Here is a 19,985-nt window from a genome sequence, read left to right as displayed (position 1 = left end):
TAAAAATAATATATATTTGGCGAAATTCCTGATTGATGAAAAACCCCGTTTTCACGTTACTTTTTTTATTTTTTACACTTATTTCTTCTGCTCAAAAGAGCGAATATCCTGTATTCACAGTTTCTGATAGTCTTAAACAAAATGCTAATACGGTAGTTCGTTTAGATCAAACCGATATTACTATTTTGTCGCAGCGACTGATGAATACTAAAAGTCATCGTATTGTAACAGTCTTTAATGAAAAAGGTTTTGATGATATCGATGCTTATGAGTTTTACGATAAATCAAGTTCGGTTAAAAATATAGAAGCAATAATCTATGATGCTTCGGGAAAAGAAATCAAAAAAATAAAGAGAAAAGATTTTAAAGATCAAAGTGTTGTTAGTGGCGGAACGTTATTTTCTGACAACCGATATCTTTTTCTGGATTACACGCCTGTTTCATATCCTTTTACTGTGGAATTTAATAGTGAAGTTCAAACGTCATCAACAGCTTTTATTCCAAGATGGATGCCTTTAAGGAGTTTTAATACAAGTATTGAGAAATCTTCTTTAAACGTTATTTATCCCGCAGATCTGGGTTTTAAAAAGAAAGAATTTCAATTCTCAGATTTTAATGTCAAAAAAGTAACGGAGACTAATACACAGCTTTCGTATACGGCCAACAATATTTTAGCTCAAAAACAAGAAGATTACAGTCCGTCATACAGAGATTTATTTCCTAAAGTAATGATGGGTTTAGAGCATTTTCACTTAGAAGGTGTTGATGGAACTGCTACCAATTGGGTGGATTTTGGAAAGTGGTATTCTGAAAAAATATTATCCGGAACAACAGATTTGCCCGAAGAAACAAAAGCAAAAATAAAAGCCGTTGTTGGCGATGAAAAGGATCCGATAAAGAAAGCAAAATTGGTTTATGACTTCGTTCAGAAAAAATCAAGATATGTGAGTATTCAGGTTGGAATTGGCGGCTGGAAACCAATGTTGGCAACAGATGTTGATCGATTGGGTTATGGCGATTGTAAAGCATTAACAAATTACACAAAAGCACTTTTGCAAGCGGTTGATGTTCCGTCATACAATACGGTTTTATACGGAGACAGTTATAAAACGAATATCGAATCTGACTTTGTTTCGATGCAGGGAAATCATATGATTTTATCAATTCCAAACGGCAATCATTATACATGGCTTGAATGCACAAGTCAGGATGATCCTTTTGGTTATCAGGGAACTTTTACTGATGACAGAGATGTTTTGGTGATTAAACCGGAAGGCGGAGAAATTGTACGAACTAAAATTTATGATGATAAAAGTAATACGCAAATCGATAAAGGAAGTTATACGATAGACGAAAATGGAAATTTTTCGGGTTCACTTTCGATCGTTTCAGAAGGTTCACAATACAGTTCAAAATCAAGAATAGAACATTTTCAGCCTACAGAGAAAGAAAAACATTATAAAGAATATTGGGGAAGTATCAATAATCTAAAACTGGATAAGATTACTTTTTTAAACGATAAGGAAAATGTTCGTTTTACCGAAAATATACAGGTGAGTGCCTCAAATTATGGAAGTATTTCAACAAACAAATTGATATTTCCGGTTGATGCTTTCAATCAAAATTTAGGAAATGTGAAACGCATCAGAAACAGAAAAAATCCATTTCAGATTCAGCGTGGATATTTAGATTCTGATGAAATCGAAATCAATTTACCGGCAGGTTTTACGATCGAATTTCTGCCTTCAAATTATGAATTGAAAGGGAAATTTGGAGAATACAAAACAGAAATCATTAAAAAAGAAAATAACAAACTCGTTTACAAACGCTCAATGTTTTTAAATAAAGGAAAATATTCGAATAAAGAATATGATGAATATCGCCTTTTTATAGAACAAGTATCAAGAAATGATAATGCTAAAATTATATTAACCAAGAACTAACCGGAAACCAATGAAATTTATTAAATTTTTTACCCTTTTTGCTTTTTTATTTTTTGTTTCGAAAATTACAGCACAGGAATTTAAATTAGGAAAAGTGTCTATCGACGAACTAAAAGAGAAAAGACATTCAAAAGATACATCAGCTGTTGCGGCTATTCTGTATAAAAAAGGCAATTCGAAAGTGGAATATAATCAGAATGATGGATTTGTTTTAACGACTGAAGTTGAGACCCGTATAAAAATATATAAAAAAGAGGGTTACAATTATGCAAACCAAACAATAGGTTATTCTATTTCAGGTGGCTCAAAAGAAAATGTTCAAATATCAGATGCAAATACTTTTAATTTAGTAAATGGAAAAATTGAAAAGACAAAATTGAAAAGCGATGGTATATTCGATGAGCTTGTAAATAAGTTTCTAGGAAGAAAAAAAATTACAATGCCAAATATATCTGAAGGCTCGGTAATTGAATTTAAATATACGGTTAAAGCCCCTTATGTTTCATGGATGCGTGATTGGAAATTTCAATATGATATTCCTGTAAATCATTCAGAATTCACAACTTATATACCAGAGTATTATGTTTATAATGTAATGCAGAAAGGATATGTTTTTCCAAAAGTTACTTCAGATAGAAAAACAGCCGCGGTTATTCTTACGAGCAAGGAGAGACCAGACGCTAGAGGTGTTGGTGGAGCAACTTCTTTTTCTCAAGATAAAATAGAATATTTTGAAGACAAAACAACGTATGTAATTGATAATTTACCAGCGATAAAAGAAGAATCTTTTGTAAATAATATTGATAATTACAGATCAGCTTTATCTTATGAGTTATCTGTTATTAAGTGGCCAAACAAGCCAATAGAAGCGTATTCTTCAGATTGGAGCTCTGTTGTAAAAACAATTTACAACTATGATGATTTTGGGGCAGAACTAAATAAAACAGGTTATTTTGAAGAGGATGTAAAAGCTGTTTTAGCCGGAGCAAATACTTCTGACGAAAAAATCTTTGCTATTTTGAATTATGTTAAATCAAAAGTAAAATGGGATGAATATCAAAGTTATACTTGTGATAAAGGTGTGAAAAAAGCATATCAGGAAAAAGTTGGTAATTGTGCCGAAATAAACCTGATGCTTACTGCAATGTTGCGTTATGCCGGATTAACAGCAAACCCGGTTTTAGTAAGTACACGTTCGAACGGAATTCCTTTATTTCCTAATAGAACTGCCTTTAATTATGTAATTGCGGCAGTAGAAACTCCAAACGGAAATATATTACTTGATGCAACTGATAAATTTTCAACTCCAAATACTTTACCGTTACGAGCATTAAACTGGAATGGACGTTTAATTAGAAAAGACGGAACATCTGAAGAAGTTGATTTGATGCCGAAAAAAGTTTCAGGTGATAATATTTTTATGAATTACAGCATAGATTCTGAAGGAAAGATTACAGGAAAAACAAGAAGGCAATATACAGACTATAATGCAATGATTACCAGAGATAATATTAGTGGTCTAAAAGAAGAAGAATATCTTGAAAAACTGGAAAATCGAAATAATAAAATCGAAATAAGTGAGTATTCTAAAACAAATGAAAAAGATCTTTTACTACCTGTCATAGAAACATACTCTTTTGCAGGAACAAATTTATGTGAGCTTATTGGGGGGAAAATTTATATAAATCCAATGCTGTTTTTTACCGAAGATAAAAATCCATTTAAACAGGAAGTTAGAGAATATCCGGTAGATTTTGGTTTTCCTTTTGCAGACAAGTATAATATTACCATTCAAATTCCTGAAGGATTCGCCGTTGAAACATTGCCTGCACCTGCAGTAATGACAATGGAAGATAATTTAGGGGCTTTTAAATATAATATTGCAGTAAGCGGAAATGTTTTACAATTAGTAGTTGCACATCAAATTAATGATGCAATTGTTTCTTCTGAAAAATATGAAATGCTAAAAGAATATTATAAAGCAATGATTGCAAAACAAACCGAAAAAATAGTTTTAAAAAGAATATAATATGAGGTTTGAGAGTGTAGTGTTGGTTATTTTTCTGCTTTTTGGCATTTCAAAGATTAAAGCTCAAAATTATGAATTAAACAAAGTAACAATTGAGGAATTACAGGAAAAAGTAAACGCAAAAGATACCAGCGCTCCGGCCGCAATTTTGTTTAAAAAAGGGAAAACTTATTTTACTTATAATTCCGGTATCGGTTTTACAGCTCAGCATGTTTATGAATTTAAAATAAAAATTTATAAAACCGAAGGGTTAAGCTGGGCAAATCATATTGTTTCTTATTATGTTGGATATGAAAATTTGAAAGATGACACTGTCAATTTTTCAAATGCCGTAACGTACAACCTTGAAAATGGCGCAATTGTAAAAACAAAATTAAATAGCGAAGGCAGTTTCAAAAACAAAATAAATAAATATTGGAATCAGGCAACCATTACGCTGCCAAATGTAAAAGTAGGTTCGATTATAGAATTTAAGTATATTTTAAAGTCAGAAAATCTTGTTCGGCTTCCGGATTTTGATTTTCAATATGATATTCCGGTAAATTTCTTTGAATATAAAACTGAAATACCAGAATTCTTTATTTATAAAACATTACTGATTGGTGACCATAAAATTGAATCAAAACTGGATGTCGTTGCAAGCGGGCAATTATACGCAAGCGGTTACAAACAAATAAATAGTTTGTACACTGCTCAAAATATTCCGGCACTAAAGAACGAGAAATTTGTAGACAATATAGATAATTACAAAGGAGCAATACAAAATGAACTTGAGAGAAAGAGATTTCCTGATGAACCCGTTGTAGATCTCACAAAAACCTGGGAAGGCGTTACCAAAACGATCTATAAAAATGAAAATTTTGGAGATCAGCTTAAACTTAACGATTATTTTTCAGTTGATTTAAAAGCTTTATTGCAAGATATAAGTAATCCAAAAGAACGATTGAATGCCATTTTTAAGTTTGTTCAAAATAAAATGAACTGGAATAAGGAAAGAGGATATTATGTAGATAAAGGAGTTAAAAAAGCATACGAGGCAAGAACAGGAAATGTTGCTGAGATAAATTTTATACTGATTTCAATGTTAAAAAGTGCCGGAATTGAAGTAAGCCCGATTTTAGTAAGTACAATTGAAAATGGGACTCCGGTGTTTCCAAACAGAACCGTTTTTAATTGTGTTATTGCGGCTGCCGAAATTGACGGAAAGAAAATTTTATTAGACGCCACAAATAAATTTACAACACCAAATGTTTTACCATTAAACCTTTTAAACTGGAAAGGCAGACTTATAAAAGAAGATGGTGATTCAGAAGAAATTGAGCTGATTCCTGCAATTGCGTCAAAAGACAATTATACTTTGATGGCAACTATAAATCCAAATCTCAGAAAAATAGATGGATCATTAAGAATAAGAAGGGCAGATTATTCGGCATTTAGTTTTAGAGAAGAAAATGCAGATAAAAGCGAAGACTCCTATCTTGAAAAATTAGAAAATGATTTGAGTAAAATCGAGATCAATGATTATACAATTGAAAATAAAAGCGACGATTTATCACAGCCGGTTGTTGAAAAGTTCAATTTTATGCTCAATAATCCTTATGATGTTATAGATGGAAAAATATTTTTAAAACCATTATTGTTCTTTGCAGATAACCGAAATCCATTTGTTCAGGAACAAAGGCAAATGCCAATTTATTTTGGATATCCGCATCAATACACTTACAATATTTTTTTAGAAGTTCCGGATGGTTATGAAGTTGAATCTTTGCCAAAACCATTGCGTATTATGACAGAAAATAAAGATGCTGCTTATATGATGAATATGGCTGCAGAAGAAAATAAAATACAAATTCAGGTGACAAAAGAAATAAACAGAGCTATTTTTGCAGCATCAGACTATGATATGCTGAAAGAATTTTTTCAGAAAATTATTGTTAGTCAAAATGAAAAAATTGTTCTTAAAAAAATATAATCATGGATTTAAAAAATGCACAACTTGACGTTGATACCTGGATAAAAGAACATGGGGTTCGCTATTTTAACGAGTTAACCAATATGGCACAACTTACTGAAGAAGTAGGTGAAGTTGCCCGAATTATTGCGCGACGTTATGGCGAACAATCAGAAAAAGAAAGTGATAAAAATAAAGATTTAGGCGAAGAACTTGCCGATGTTGTTTTTGTAGTGCTGTGTCTTGCAAATCAAACCGGAATAGATTTACAGGCTGCTTTCGATAAAAAAATGGATTTAAAATCGGTAAGAGACAAGGATCGTCATAAAAACAATGATAAATTGAAATAATTGTGAAATATCAGTTATAAACTTTGAATTATGAGTTTTGAATTTTGAATTATGAATGGGGAGTGGTAAATTGCATGCCTGAATTACGTTTCTAATCAATCATAATTCAAATTCACCACTTACAATAAACAAAATGAATTTAAAATTAAGCACGAATTCACCATTCACCATTGATAATTCTCAGTTAAATATAACCGGATCAAAAAGCGAAACCAATCGTTTATTATTACTTAAAGCATTATTTCCCAATATTACACTTGCTAATACCTCAAATTCTGATGATAGTGAAGTAATGCAAAAAGCATTGATTGGAAATGAAGAAATTGTAGATATTCATCATGCAGGAACTGCAATGCGTTTTTTAACAGCTTACTTTGCTGTAAATGAAGGGCGAGAAGTTGTAATGACAGGTTCGGGCAGAATGCAGGAACGTCCGATAAAAATTTTAGTAGAAGCTTTAGGGCAATTGGGTGTTGAAATCTCTTATGAAAAAGAAGAAGGTTATCCGCCAATTCGAATCAAAGGAAAAAAAGTTACAGCTTCAAAAGTAACTTTGGCTGCAAATGTGAGCAGTCAGTATATTTCGGCACTTTTATTAGTGGCTTCAAAATTAGATAATGGTTTAGAATTAACTTTAGAAGGAGAAATCACTTCAATTCCGTACATTAAAATGACTTTGGCTTTGCTGAACGATTTAGATATTCAAACCAGTTTTGAAGGAAACGTAATCAAAGTATATCCAAAAACCGAAGTTGCATCAAAAGAAATGGTTGTAGAATCTGATTGGAGTTCGGCATCTTACTTTTTTAGTTTAGTAGCTTTGGCAAATTCAGCTTCACTGACGTTAAGCAGTTATAAAAAAGACAGTTTGCAAGGTGATTCAGAACTGGTTTCACTTTATGAAAAAATAGGCGTTCAGACTACTTTCGAAAACAACAAAATGACTTTGGTAAAACAAGAAAATTTTAAGTTTGAAGATGTAAATTTTGAATTAAACAATACGCCGGATATTGCACAAACAATAGTTGTTACTTGTTTAGGTCTTGGAATTGGATGTCATTTAACAGGACTTCATACTTTAAAAATTAAAGAAACAGACCGACTTGAAGCGCTTCGAATTGAACTTACAAAACTTGGAGCCAATATTTCTGTTACAAATGATTCCTTGACTTTACTGCCTTCGCAAAATATCAATCATAACGTAAAAATTGCGACTTATAATGATCATCGAATGGCAATGGCATTTGCTCCCTTAGCTCTTAAAGTTCCAATTATTATTGAAGATGCCGAAGTAGTTTCAAAATCATATCCTGATTTCTGGAATGATTTAAAAGCATTGAATTTTGAAGTTTCAGAATTGTAATAAAAAATAATCGCCACAAATTCACGAATTATTATTTAGAATTTAAATTCGTGAATTCCTGGTAAAAAATGTATAGCCTCCAGTTTTAACTGGAGGTTTTTTTGTTAGATTCCCGCAACAAACCCGACAGGTTTTTAAAACCTGTCGGGTTTAAATAATTGCCCTTTTTCGTTTTTGAAATTAAGAAATCCAAAATTAAATGAACTTATATCACTTAAATGGTTAAAAACACCAACTGGAAACACCACTAAATCAACGACTTTTGAAAATAAACATCAAAACACTTGACAACGCCTATCTCACAATCGTATATTTGCACACGATTTATAATTTTAGATAAAAAATCTAAAATCTACACTCTAAAATCAGCAATGTCAATATGAAATTATCACATTTTCAATTTAATTTACCAAAAGAACTTTTAGCAGAATTTCCAGCAGAAAACAGAGATGAATCTCGTTTAATGGTAATCGATCGTCAAAAACAAACTATAGAGCACAAAATGTTCAAAGATGTTATCAATTATTTTGATGACGGAGACGTTTTGATTCTTAACAATACAAAAGTTTTTCCGGCACGTTTGTACGGAAACAAAGAAAAAACAGGAGCAAGAATTGAAGTTTTCTTATTAAGAGAATTAAATTCAGAGCAACGTCTTTGGGACGTTTTGGTTGATCCGGCTCGTAAAATCAGAATTGGTAACAAACTTTATTTTGGCGACGACGATTCGTTAGTTGCTGAGGTAATTGATAATACTACTTCTCGTGGTAGAACTTTACGTTTTTTATATGACGGTTCTTACGAAGAATTCAGAAATAAATTAACAGAACTTGGAGAAACTCCAATTCCTAAATACATCAACAGAGAAGTAACTGCTGAAGATGCAGAAAGATACCAAACCATTTATGCAAAAGAAGAAGGAGCTGTAGCGGCACCAACTGCTGGTTTGCACTTCTCAAAACACCTTTTGAAAAAATTAGAAATCAAAGGAGTAAATTTTGCAGAAGTAACACTTCACGTTGGTTTAGGAACTTTTAATCCGGTTGAGGTTGAAGATTTATCTAAACACAAAATGGATTCTGAAGAATTGATTATCAAACAAGAAGCCTGCGATATTGTAAATGCTGCAAAAGCAAACAAAAAACGTATTTGCGCTGTTGGAACAACTTCAATGCGTGCTATTGAAAGTTCAGTTTCGTCTCAAAATACTTTAAATCCTTATGAAGGATGGACAAATAAATTCATTTTTCCTCCACACGATTTTAGTATTGCAAACTGTATGATTACCAATTTCCACACGCCAAAATCAACATTATTAATGATGATTTCTGCTTTCTGTGGACATGATTTAATGAAAAGAGCATACGAAGAAGCAATCAAAGAAGGATATAAATTCTATTCTTACGGAGATGCAATGTTGATTCTATAATTCGCAAAACAAATAAATATAAAAACCTGTCAGTGATGACGGGTTTTTTTATTTAAAATGGTTTCAAGTTTTTTTTGTTTCAGGTTTCAAGTTGCACAATGTTGAGAAAACCTGAAACCTGAAACTTGAAACCTGAAACAAAACAAACAACATTCCAGAACATTTTCCTATTTTTACGGCTCAAAACAAAACGCAATGACTTTTCAAAATACACGCGAATTTGCGCGAGCGCTTGATTCGCAAGACACATTAAACCATTATCAGGATCAATTTATATTTCCTAAAGTAAATGACAAACGCGTTATTTATTTTACAGGAAACTCTTTAGGATTACAGCCAAAACGTACCAAAGCATACATTGATGAAGTTATGAATGATTGGGCAGAATTAGCTGTTGAAGGTCATTTCTATGCTGGGAAACCGTGGTGGGATTATCAGGAAAGATTTGCAGAACCACTAAGTAAAATTGTTGGCGCTTTGCCATCAGAAGTTACAGTGATGAATACTTTAACGGTGAATCTTCATTTGTTGATGGTTTCTTTTTATCAGCCAAAAGGCAAACGTTATAAAATTATCTGCGAAGAAAAAGCCTTTCCTTCAGATCAATATATGTTTCAGAGTCAGGTTAATTTTCATGGCTATAAACCAGAAGATGCTATTGTAGAAATTAAACGTCGCGATGGCGAACATAATATTCGTCTTGAAGATGTGTTGGCTAAAATTGAAGAAGTTGGTGATGAATTGGCTTTGGTTTTAATTGGCGGCGTAAACTATTATACCGGACAAGTTTTTGATATTAAAACAATCACCGCTGCCGGACATAAAGCAGGTGCAAAAGTAGGTTGGGATTTGGCGCACGCTGCCGGAAATATCAAACTGGAATTGCATGATTGGAATGTGGATTTTGCTGCATGGTGCAGTTACAAGTATATGAACTCAGGTCCGGGAAATGCTTCTGGCTGTTTTGTGCACGAAAAACATCATAACGATCCTGATTTACCAAGATTTGCCGGTTGGTGGGGACATAATAAAGAACGTCGTTTTAAAATGGAACCAACTTTTGATCCGGTACATGGAGCAGGAGGATGGCAAATTAGTAATTTACCGGTTCTTTCTTTGGCGCCTTATTTAGCTTCTGTAGAAATGTTTGCTGAGGTTGGAATGGATGCTTTGATCGCAAAAAGAGATCATATCACATCGTATTTAGAATTTATTTTACATGAAATTGATAAAGAAGTAAAAGGTAATTTTGAAATTATCACACCTTCAAATCCTGAAGAAAGAGCTTCTCAATTATCTGTTTTTTTACATGGGGAAGGAAGAAGTTTATTCGACTTTTTAATGAAAAACGGAGTTATTACAGATTGGCGTGAACCTAACGTAATTCGTCTTGCACCAGTTCCGTTATATTGTTCTTATGAAGATATGTATGATTTTGGTCAAATTCTAAAAAAAGGAATTTTAGGTTAGGGTTTAAAGCAAATTAGTGGTGAAGAGTTTTTGTTTCACGCAGATTTAAAAAGATTTAAGCAGATTATTTAATTGTTTTAATCCTTTAATCGGTGGCTAAATAAACAATATCTTTTATAAAAATATCAAAAAAGAGACTCACAAGTCTCTTTTTTTCTACAGTGAAATCCCTAAAATAATCTGCTTAAATCTTTTTAAATCTGCGTGAAAGCTTTTAATAAATAACTCAGTAAAGAAAAAAATCCGTTTTAATCCGCGTTTTGCTTTAGCAATCCGCTTCATCAGCGTGCAACAATAGGTGCCACAATAAAGATTCTTCAAATTCTATAACCTTTAACTTAAATCTTGTAACATCAACAAATAGTATCTTCTTTACTTTGTAGTGTATAAACCATAAAACTACAATCATGAAAACTATATATATAGTATTAGCAGCTTTAATCATTGTTTCTTGTCAGAATCAATCGAATCAGGATATGAAAAAAGCAAAACAGGCAAGTATAGATTCCATGAAAGTTGAAATTGAAAAACAAAAAGTAATGGATTCAATGAAAACTGAAATGGCTAACATAAAAGAACAGCAAAAAGTAGAATCCCAAAAAGTAGTAGTAGTTCATCAGCAGGCTAATGGAACTGCAACTACAACAACTACAACAAAAAAGAAAGGCTGGAGCGCTACTGCTAAAGGTGCCGTAATTGGAGCCGGAGTTGGTGCTGCAACAGGAGCAATTGTGAGTAAGAAAAAAGGTGAAGGTGCTATTATTGGTGGTTTGGCCGGTGCCGCTTTAGGAACTGGAACAGGTGCTGTTATAGATAGCAAAAATAAAAAGGAATAGATTAAAAACAGTAATAAAAATAAAACCCCGATTTAGATTTCTAAATCGGGGTTTTTGGTTTATACCAATTGGGGAATTGGAATTTTTATTGCTTCTAACTCCAGTTTATAAAAATCAAACTGATATTTGATTTTTTCTGCATCTTTTTTAAAATAGAAAGAAGATGCCAATAAATGCTGATAATAGTCAATTCCTTCAAAAAGATTCGTTTTAAAACTATTCCATTTTTTAAGTTGATTGGCGGTTACTTCACCGGAAATAGCTTCGATCTCGTTTCTGAAATAATCGATATACATCTTTAATTCTTTTACAAATAAGTTTGGACGATTATTAGCTCTTAAAACAGACTTATTTCCGTAAATGTGGTGCATCATATCATTCAATGAAACTTCTTGGTCAAAATACGCCATATTAGGTCCGGGACAAATAACAACACCTTGCGCTTGTCCTTGTATTTTAATATTATTCTCTAAATAGGAGGCATTTGCCAAACCAACGCATAAACAAGATTTTTCGGTTATTTTAATTTTCGCTTTTTCAAAAAGGTCAGAAGTAAACTCATTTTTCATGTTTTCTAATTCGTCCAGTTTAATGTCCTGATATTTTTTTGAAGCAGTACAAATTCCATGTGGATCATATTCTTTGCTTAACGCCAGGAATTTTTTCGGGCACGAACTTCCTGCTTTGTTTTCCTGAATTCGTTTTTGTTTTAAAATTTCGTTTGTTGTTCCTCTCACAGTATTAAAAGGAACTCCTAAAGGCGAAATATGACTTAAATACAAATCTTTTTCTTTTGCATTTATCAATAAATTTCGTGTTGTCTGATCTACAGATGTTGCCTCGGGAACCAGTAAAAAAGGAGAACCCCAGCCAACAGAATCTACCTGATATTGCTCTAATAAAAACTCATGTTCTTCTGATGTTCCTACGCCGCCCTGAACTGTAATTTTTAATTCTAAAGGTTTTTCCGGAAAATGCAGTTTTTTTTGCTGTAGTGCTTTCACCATCAATTCATGGGCAGACTGAATTAATTGTTCTTTTTTCTGTTTAAATTCTTCCAGAATAGTTCCCAATAAAAGTCCGTCAGTGGCAAATGCATGTCCGCCACAATTTAAACCAGATTCTATACGATATTCAGAAACCCATATTCCTTTTTTGGCTAAAAAATTTCCCTGAATCATTGCCGATCGAAAATCACTTACTTTTAGAGTAATTTTCTTTTTAAGCTCGTTTTTCTCATTTGGAAAAAAGTCGGCAAAATTCTCAAAATAGCTGTAAAGTCTCGGATTCATTCCTGCCGAAAGTACGACCGAAGATTCAAGATTACTTTTGGCAAAACCTCTTAGCGCTGCGTGTGCATCATTAAACTCAATAGGAAGCTGTTCATTTTTAATGAAATTATCTTTGTCCAGTTTTGTCATAATATTAACATCAATTTCTCCGGGAAAAAGATTGGCTTCGATATAATTTCTGATGTTTTCCCTGAATGAAATTCCGTCATCCAATAAGTTTTGAAAACCATTCTTAATGTCAGAAGTATTTGGTAATGTTGCGATGAAATTTTCTAAAGCAGTTTTGCTTTCAGCGAGTTCCGTTTTAAAATTTTCAAACTTTTGTTTTACGATTTTATCAACTAAATTTAGGTAAGAAGTAATTCTTTCGGCACGATAATCATAAAATTTCTGCGTTATTTCTTCATATGGAAAATTGAATTTGGTGCTGTAAAAATTACGCATCTTTTCAATTAATTCATCATCAGCTATTGAAATTACAGATGAAATACCATATTGTGCCACTTTAATTGGACTGTCGATCGTATAAGCGAGTCCCATTACCGGAATATGAAAAGTGTGTAAAGGCCTTTTTGTCATTTGTTTTCAAATTAAAATAAAAACAAATGTGAAGAAAAATAATCTGGATAAAGCTGATAATTATCAGGTTTAGGTTTGCCACGAATTACACAAATTTTTGCGAGTTGTTTTTGCCACAGATTAAAAGAATTAAAAAGATTTTTTATGGAGGATTTTAAAATTTTCAATTCGTGCTGATTCGTGCCATTCGTGGCAAAAAAAATGGCGCAAAAAAAATCAAATCAAAATCTTCTTCAAAGATTCTGCAATGCTTCGCCATAAAAAGTTGTAGAATGATTTTTCCTGAATTCTTTCTATTTCAACATCGGCGGTTTTTGCTTTGTCTTTTGAATCGTTTTTGACGAGTAAATTGACAATTGCTGATTTTAATTTGGCCTCTTTTTCAGGATGTTTCTTTTTGTATAATTTTACTTTTAAATCGTCATAATCTAAAGAAGTGTTTCCTTTTGAAATATTATCATTTCCGTAGAAATTAAAACGGTATTTATTAAAAACTCCTGTAAAAGATGCGTTCATATAAGGTTTGCTAAATTGCCCCATCGCCCTAACATCAAAATTTGAAATAACGCCCTGAATATGAAAACTATCGTTTTTATCTAAAACATTAAAATTCCAATTGACATCTAAAGGCGATGTTTTCATGAAAATGCAGTTAATTTTAATTTTTACGTCAGCGTTCTTTTTTAACCCAAAACCACTTCGCAGATTAGTTGCCTGCAAATTAAAATGATCAAAATTTAAAACTCCCGGACCTTTAGAGAAATCAATTTCTTCTTCGTAAACCAGTTTTGATTTTAAAACCTGCAGCGTATCAATTTGAAGTGGAAATTTAATATTTCGTAATAAATGATTGTAAAGATATTTTTTGCTTAAATCGTCTTTTGGCATTTTTCCGCGATAAATATTGGCATCAAAATGATTCATTATAATTGAATTTGCCTTAAAGAAAAAACGATCATTTTTAAAACCCCAGTCCATTTTGTTAATGTCTGCAGAATCTAATTTTAGCGAATAAATATCTTTCTCTTTTTCAAGTTGTCGAACAAATTCACGACGGCTGTATTGTGGTAAGTATGAAAAATTCCTGATTCTTAAAAAGCTGTTTTCAGTACTTATTTTTCCGATATTAATATGGTAAAAAGCGTTTGGTCTGTAAAACAAACTATCACAAGTCAATACATATTTTTCATAATGCATCGGAATTTTTTCTTTTAAAGTCGCGTCGGTAATTAAAATACCTTCCAATTTCAGGATAATATTTTTAACATTAAAAATTGGCTTTTCTGTTTTTAACGAAACAACGTCTACATTTCCGTCATTGAGATAAATATTTGAAACGGCAATTATTTTTCGGAAAGGATCAATAATTTCAGTTTGAATACTTTTACTGCTATTCAAAAGTTTTTCATTTTTTTTATAAAGAATAACGCGTGGTTTATTAATGATAATACTTTCAGCCTGAATAATATCGCGAAAAGCTAAATCCCAAATATTAAAATGTGTAATTGTAATAGATTCTATTTTAGAATAAAGCCCGTTTTTGCCATCTTTCGGCTGGCTTTTTGGATGCACTAATAAAGTTGTAGCATAGATATTTCTGGAAAAAAGCGACACTTCGATTTTTTCATAATTTATATGATAAGCCGTTTTGTTTTTTTCGTGAATAATTTTTGGCAATTGTTTTTTTATCCAATAATTGAGACCAATATTGATAAAAATGACAAAAAGAAAGACTGAAATTACACCGATTGCTATTTTTTTGTAGATTGACATTTATTGTATTGGTTTTAAATACATAAATTTAGGCTTTTAAAATTCGTGTTTCTTATATGATTTAATCTTTAAGTTACATTTTTACTAAATCATTTATTGTTTTTATCTTTTTGAATATGAGAAAAATTAAAAAAATTCTGCTGGTTTTATTAGTGTTGATTGTGATTCTCGGAATTGGTTTATGCGGTTATATTTTTCATCTAAAACCTAAATACGAAGGCGAGGTCCAGCTTAAAAATCTCCAGAAAGAAACCACTGTTTATTTTGATGATTTTGGTGTTCCTCATATTTATGCAAGTTCTGAAAAAGATGCCATGACCGCTTTAGGATATGTGCACGCGCAGGAAAGATTGTGGCAAATGGAATTGCTTCGCAGAATTGCACCCGGAAAATTATCAGAAATTTTTGGTTCTGTAGCATTAAAAAATGATATGTTTTTCTCCGGAATCGGTATTGAAGAAGCTTCGGCGAAAGCCATTGCGAAATTAGATAAAAACAGTCAGAGTTATCAATTAACGATGGCGTATTTAGACGGAATTAATCAATATTTAGATGAAGGCGTAACCCCAATCGAGTTTACTTTGGTTGGCGTAAAAAAGGAAAAATTTACGATAAAAGATGTCTATAATATTTTCGGATACATGTCTTTCAGTTTTGCAATGGCTCAAAAAACAGATCCCTTATTAACCGATATTCGAAATAAATATGGTGTCGAATATTTGAAAGATTTAGGAATTGAAGGAGAATTCAATACCACAAAAATCAAAAGTTCCAAAGAAGATATTCAAGAATATACAACAATTGCAAAATCAGTGGCAGCGTTACTGGACAAATCTCCAATACCGCCGTTTGTAGGCAGTAATAGCTGGGTTGCAGGACCAGATAAAACAAAAAGCGGAAAAGTAATTTTTGCCAATGATCCGCATATTGGGTTTTCGCAGCCTGCGACTTGGTATGAAGCGCATTTGGTTACGCCTGAACATGAATTATATGGCTGTTATCTTGCTGGAACGCCGTTTCCGTTATTAGCGCACAATCGCGATTATGCGTATGGTTTAACAATGTTTGAAAATGATGACATCGATTTTTATCAGGAAAAAAATAAAGCAGGAGATTCAAGTCAATATCAAACGCCAACAGGTTTTGTCAAATATGAATCGAGAAAAAAAACAATAAAAGTAAAAGATACTTCGGATGTTGTTTTAACGATAAAATCAAGCCGACACGGACCAATCATGAATGATTTGCTGGAACGATTGGATCGCAAAAATCCTATTGCAATGTCGTGGATTTATACGCAGCAGCCGATACAAATTCTGGATGCTGTTTACGGGCTTTCTCACGCTAAAAGTAAAGATGATTTTAAAAAAGCAGTTCAGTTAGTTGCCGCGCCGGGATTAAATGTAATGTATGGCGATGCCAAAGGAAATGTGGGTTGGTGGGCAACCGGAAAGCTTTATAAACATGATAAAGGAGTGAATTCGTTTTTTATTTTAGATGGCGCAAGCGGAAAAGATGATATTAAGGAATATCTGGATTTTTCTAAAAATCCGTCGGCAGAAAACCCGAAATGGGGTTATGTTTATTCTGCAAATAATCAGCCTGAAGCAATCGATGGTTACTTATATCCGGGTTATTATTTGCCCGAAGATCGTGCTAAAAGAATCTCCGGTTTGATGGATGCAAAATCAAATTGGGATAAGGAAGAAATTAGTAAAATGATTTTTGATAATACATCTGAAGTTTCGCCGGGAGTTGCTCAAAATTTAATTTCTAATGTAAATACTAATTCTCTTTCGATAGAAGAAAAACAGGCGATAGGAATTTTAAAATCCTGGAAAGGAACTAATAATCTTGAAGATATTGCGCCAACAATTTACAACAAGTGGGTTTATTTGTACTTGAAAAATACGTTTGAAGATGAAATGGGTTCTGATAATTTTAATTTATTTCTGGGACTTAGTTTAGGAAAACAAGTTATTGCGAGACAAATTGCAAATGAAAATTCGGTTTGGTGGGATAATGTAAAAACTAAAAATGTAAAAGAAACCCGAAATGAAATTGTTTCAAAATCATTTCATGAAGCTATTACAGCGCTTAAAAAACAATTAGGAAACAATGTTCCTGACTGGAATTGGGGAAAAGTACATACGGTTGAACACGAACATCCAATGGGAAAAGTTGCTGCTTTACGTAAATTATTTAATGTTGGTCCGTTTGCAGATCCCGGATCGAACGAAGTGATAAACAATCAGTTTTTTGGATTTAACGAAGAAGGGAAATATTATGTAAAAGGCGGACCTTCAACCAGAAGGATTGTTGATTTTTCGGATGTTGAAAACAGCTGGAGCATTTTACCAACCGGACAATCCGGAAATCCTTTCAGCGAACATTATGATGATCAGGCAGAAATGTTTGTTGCAGGAAAGTTCAGAAAAATGAAATTGAATAAAGAAGAGATTGTGAAAACTTCGAAAAAATTGGTTTTCAAACCTAAGATTTAATAGTAATTATTTTTTTAAAATAATGTTAAAATAATTTTGCTATTTTTGAAATCTAAACCTTTTTTATGTATAAGAAAATTACCCTTTTTGCATTATTTATTTCAATTATCGGAATCATATTAGGATTCTATAGAGATTACAACTCTATTCTTTTTAATGTATTAGACTTTTTTAGTTATAATATATTTACGGGTCAGGAAATTTTTTGGATTAACGGAAATTATCTAAGAGTAATTTTTAGCGTTACATTATTTATTGGAGCCATTGCTTTTTATAAGTCTAAAGAAAAAGAAACCCGAATTTTACGTTTTGCTTTCTCCACTTTATTTGTAGAGATTTGTGTTTTTGTGCCGTTGCGTCTTTATTTTATTTCTGCTCATATAAAGTCGTTCGCTTTAAAAGATTACGCTTTAAGCTTTGTATCATTGGCATTAATGTTTTTTGTCGCTTATTTTTTATACAAAAGCATGGAATATCTGAATAAATCAAAAGCTTTAGATTATGAAACTTTTGTCTATACAGAATCAACAGAAATCGCTTATTTTAAAACGAATAACTGGCAGCGTTTGTTTCATTTTGTTTTTGATACGATCATTTTCGGAATACTTGGATTTCAAATATTGTATGTCCTGATTCGAACAGAATTGTTTAATGGTTTTTTTGAAACACTTCAAACACAGCTTAATCCTCAATTGATTTTTACGCTTTTTGTGGTTGTTTTTAGAACGCTGTTTTATTTTACTTTCGAAACTCTTTTTCAGGCTTCGCCGGCTAAATTTCTAACAGAAAGCCTTGTTGTTAATGATGAAGGTTTGAAAGTCCCTGCGGGAACTATTTTTAAAAGAACTTTATCCAGAAGTATTCCTTTTGATTCGGTTTCGTTTTTATTAAAAGCAGACTGGCATGATTCTTTTTCTTTTACAGAAGTTTATAAAGAAAAAAAGACCGGACTTCAAGGAAGTTACTATTTTTTAATAATTCCATTATTAGCAGTCTTTTTATATGGAATGCATTTGTGGGAAGTTAAAAAGGAAAAAGACATGTATTATGAAGGTGCAATTAAAACTTTTGAAGGAAAAAACGCTAATATAACAGAAGGTTTAAAAACAATTGATACCAATACAGTTTTACAATTAAAAAATGATGATTACAGTTCGAGAACGAAATTTTTAAAAGTAGAAAATGTATCAAATAGTACTATTGAATTTTCAGTTTTAAATTTGGAAAATGAAAGTTACCAGCGTTTTAATGTTGAGAAAGGTTACGAAACATCAAAAGATACTTTAAAGAAAGTAAAAATCAAGAGGGCTGATTTGCAAAAAATGGTTTTAAGTGATTTTAAACAATCTTCTGATTATAATGAAAGTGATAAAATAAACTTTGAAGGAATAGCTGCAATTCCGGAGTTAAAAGGTAAATATATTGAATATGTTTTGGCGCTGCATTCGCCTAATCTGCAAATTTCAGATTCTAATTTTGATGCAAATGGAGTGTCATTATATCTGGAAAATAAAGGGATTCCGGCAGAGGTAATTTCAGTAGCATCAAATGATAAAAATATAAATTGGAATTTAAATATGCTTCCTAAGAGATTTGCTGAATACGGCTCCGTTTTTCTTCGTGGCGAAGGAAAAGATATTTCAGGATACAAGCTTAGAGTTACAATTAATGACAGCTTAAATAAAAAGTTTATTTATGAAATCTCCAGCACAGAAAATCCAAAATCGCCTAAAGTGAGATTAATAAAATAAAAATGTAGATTAAAAAAGACCTTTATAAAACGTAAGTTTTACAAAGGTCTTTTTTAATATTAGTTTCAAGTTTCAAGTTTCAAGTTTCAAGTTTCAAGTTTCAAGTTTCAGGTTTCAGGTTTCAGGTTTCAAGTTTCAGGTTTCAGGTTTCAAAACCTTTGTACCTTTGCACCTCAGAACCTTTGTACCTCCAGAAAACCTATTTCGAAATCAAATATTTCCCAGTAACAACATCTTTAGCATAAATATCCAGATTGTTAAGCAATACCTTATTGGTTGTCATTACGTTTGTGGTTTGGTAAACGGTATCTTTTTGATATGTTTTTAAAAGCGTTTCAAGTTCAACTTCGTCATAAAACGCAAACATATTATAAACAGCGTCTCTAAAGTTTTTAAAATTAATAGTTTCTGTAATTTTCACTGTTTTTTGCTCGTTCCAATTCTCTTTAAAAGCCGTTTCATTTATTTTAGTCAAACAATAATCAACAAAGTACGTTTTGTAGTTGGTAACGTCGATAATTTTATTGACAATAATAGTATTTTGCTGCGTTGGCATTGGCGCATTTACAGCCGAAGTTTGAGAAATACATACAAAAGGAACAAACATCAATAATACGATAAACAAAAAGTAATTTTTTTTCATAGGTTTATTTCTAAATTAATACAGCTTTTTAAGCTGTAAATCAGGTTGATTTAGGATTTTAATATTATTTTT

At 32.0% G+C, this 19,985-nt stretch carries 13 protein-coding genes; 10 read left to right on the top strand and 3 right to left on the bottom strand.

Annotated elements, in window-relative coordinates:
• Nucleotides 1-35 precede the first annotated feature (35 nt).
• The 8 genes from OLM54_RS14295 (at nucleotide 36) to OLM54_RS14260 (ending at nucleotide 11,371) form a co-directional block, all read left to right on the top strand.
• A complete protein-coding gene (locus OLM54_RS14295; protein ID WP_264535258.1) occupies nucleotides 36-1,943 on the top strand; it encodes a DUF3857 domain-containing protein in 1,908 nt (635 codons plus the stop codon).
• A 10-nt stretch (nucleotides 1,944-1,953) separates the two neighbouring features.
• Nucleotides 1,954-3,972 carry a DUF3857 domain-containing protein gene (locus tag OLM54_RS14290; protein WP_264535257.1) on the top strand — a complete coding sequence of 673 codons (2,019 nt, stop codon included), beginning with the start codon at nucleotides 1,954-1,956 and terminating at the stop codon, nucleotides 3,970-3,972.
• A 1-nt stretch (nucleotide 3,973) separates the two neighbouring features.
• Nucleotides 3,974-5,944, top strand: coding sequence for a DUF3857 domain-containing protein (locus tag OLM54_RS14285; protein ID WP_264535256.1), 1,971 nt, complete (start codon nucleotides 3,974-3,976; stop codon nucleotides 5,942-5,944).
• A 2-nt stretch (nucleotides 5,945-5,946) separates the two neighbouring features.
• Nucleotides 5,947-6,273, top strand: coding sequence for a nucleotide pyrophosphohydrolase (locus tag OLM54_RS14280; RefSeq protein ID WP_012022600.1), 327 nt, complete (start codon nucleotides 5,947-5,949; stop codon nucleotides 6,271-6,273).
• Nucleotides 6,274-6,406: 133 nt separating this feature from the next.
• Nucleotides 6,407-7,636 (top strand): 3-phosphoshikimate 1-carboxyvinyltransferase, encoded by a 1,230-nt coding sequence (locus OLM54_RS14275; RefSeq protein WP_264535255.1) that lies wholly within the window; start codon nucleotides 6,407-6,409, stop codon nucleotides 7,634-7,636.
• A gap of 379 nt (nucleotides 7,637-8,015) precedes the next feature.
• Nucleotides 8,016-9,065 carry a tRNA preQ1(34) S-adenosylmethionine ribosyltransferase-isomerase QueA gene (gene queA, locus OLM54_RS14270; protein WP_115847990.1) on the top strand — a complete coding sequence of 350 codons (1,050 nt, stop codon included), beginning with the start codon at nucleotides 8,016-8,018 and terminating at the stop codon, nucleotides 9,063-9,065.
• 195 nt (nucleotides 9,066-9,260) lie between these two features.
• Nucleotides 9,261-10,535, top strand: a complete 1,275-nt coding sequence (gene kynU, locus OLM54_RS14265) for a kynureninase (protein ID WP_264535254.1) — start codon at nucleotides 9,261-9,263, stop codon at nucleotides 10,533-10,535.
• 407 nt (nucleotides 10,536-10,942) lie between these two features.
• Nucleotides 10,943-11,371: a YMGG-like glycine zipper-containing protein gene (locus OLM54_RS14260; RefSeq protein ID WP_264535253.1), complete on the top strand. Its 429-nt coding sequence runs from the start codon at nucleotides 10,943-10,945 to the stop codon at nucleotides 11,369-11,371.
• A gap of 59 nt (nucleotides 11,372-11,430) precedes the next feature.
• Here the strand turns inward: OLM54_RS14260 and OLM54_RS14255 are convergent, their stop codons facing one another.
• Nucleotides 11,431-13,242, bottom strand: coding sequence for a hypothetical protein (locus OLM54_RS14255; protein ID WP_264535252.1), 1,812 nt, complete (start codon nucleotides 13,240-13,242; stop codon nucleotides 11,431-11,433).
• A 216-nt stretch (nucleotides 13,243-13,458) separates the two neighbouring features.
• On the bottom strand, nucleotides 13,459-15,015 hold the full coding sequence (locus tag OLM54_RS14250) for a hypothetical protein (RefSeq protein WP_264535251.1): 1,557 nt from the start codon (nucleotides 15,013-15,015) through the stop codon (nucleotides 13,459-13,461).
• 116 nt (nucleotides 15,016-15,131) lie between these two features.
• On the opposite strand from OLM54_RS14250, the gene OLM54_RS14245 reads away from it, so the two are divergent.
• Both OLM54_RS14245 and OLM54_RS14240 read left to right on the top strand, forming a co-directional pair.
• Complete coding sequence (locus tag OLM54_RS14245) at nucleotides 15,132-17,519, top strand: penicillin acylase family protein (RefSeq protein ID WP_264535250.1); 2,388 nt, start codon at nucleotides 15,132-15,134, stop codon at nucleotides 17,517-17,519.
• A gap of 65 nt (nucleotides 17,520-17,584) precedes the next feature.
• Complete coding sequence (locus tag OLM54_RS14240) at nucleotides 17,585-19,270, top strand: RDD family protein (protein ID WP_264535249.1); 1,686 nt, start codon at nucleotides 17,585-17,587, stop codon at nucleotides 19,268-19,270.
• Nucleotides 19,271-19,469: 199 nt separating this feature from the next.
• Here the strand turns inward: OLM54_RS14240 and OLM54_RS14235 are convergent, their stop codons facing one another.
• Nucleotides 19,470-19,913: a hypothetical protein gene (locus tag OLM54_RS14235; protein ID WP_264535248.1), complete on the bottom strand. Its 444-nt coding sequence runs from the start codon at nucleotides 19,911-19,913 to the stop codon at nucleotides 19,470-19,472.
• Nucleotides 19,914-19,985: the final 72 nt, after the last annotated feature.

This window comes from Flavobacterium sp. N1736 (assembly GCF_025947065.1).
GTDB lineage: Bacteria > Bacteroidota > Bacteroidia > Flavobacteriales > Flavobacteriaceae > Flavobacterium.
The sequence above is the reverse complement of the archived record's forward strand: the minus strand, read 5'-3'. Positions and strand labels throughout refer to the sequence as shown.

Excerpts from the sequence above, each read along its gene's own strand:
- OLM54_RS14285 (WP_264535256.1), top strand. The coding sequence starts at position 3,974 with ATGAGGTTTGAGAGTGTAGTGTTGGTTATTTTTCTGCTTTTTGGCATT.
- OLM54_RS14255 (WP_264535252.1), bottom strand. The coding sequence starts at position 13,242 with ATGACAAAAAGGCCTTTACACACTTTTCATATTCCGGTAATGGGACTC.
- OLM54_RS14280 (WP_012022600.1), top strand. The coding sequence starts at position 5,947 with ATGGATTTAAAAAATGCACAACTTGACGTTGATACCTGGATAAAAGAA.
- queA (WP_115847990.1), top strand. The coding sequence starts at position 8,016 with ATGAAATTATCACATTTTCAATTTAATTTACCAAAAGAACTTTTAGCA.
- OLM54_RS14245 (WP_264535250.1), top strand. The coding sequence starts at position 15,132 with ATGAGAAAAATTAAAAAAATTCTGCTGGTTTTATTAGTGTTGATTGTG.
- OLM54_RS14250 (WP_264535251.1), bottom strand. The coding sequence starts at position 15,015 with ATGTCAATCTACAAAAAAATAGCAATCGGTGTAATTTCAGTCTTTCTT.
- OLM54_RS14295 (WP_264535258.1), top strand. The coding sequence starts at position 36 with ATGAAAAACCCCGTTTTCACGTTACTTTTTTTATTTTTTACACTTATT.
- kynU (WP_264535254.1), top strand. The coding sequence starts at position 9,261 with ATGACTTTTCAAAATACACGCGAATTTGCGCGAGCGCTTGATTCGCAA.
- OLM54_RS14240 (WP_264535249.1), top strand. The coding sequence starts at position 17,585 with ATGTATAAGAAAATTACCCTTTTTGCATTATTTATTTCAATTATCGGA.
- OLM54_RS14260 (WP_264535253.1), top strand. The coding sequence starts at position 10,943 with ATGAAAACTATATATATAGTATTAGCAGCTTTAATCATTGTTTCTTGT.
- OLM54_RS14235 (WP_264535248.1), bottom strand. The coding sequence starts at position 19,913 with ATGAAAAAAAATTACTTTTTGTTTATCGTATTATTGATGTTTGTTCCT.
- OLM54_RS14290 (WP_264535257.1), top strand. The coding sequence starts at position 1,954 with ATGAAATTTATTAAATTTTTTACCCTTTTTGCTTTTTTATTTTTTGTT.
- OLM54_RS14275 (WP_264535255.1), top strand. The coding sequence starts at position 6,407 with ATGAATTTAAAATTAAGCACGAATTCACCATTCACCATTGATAATTCT.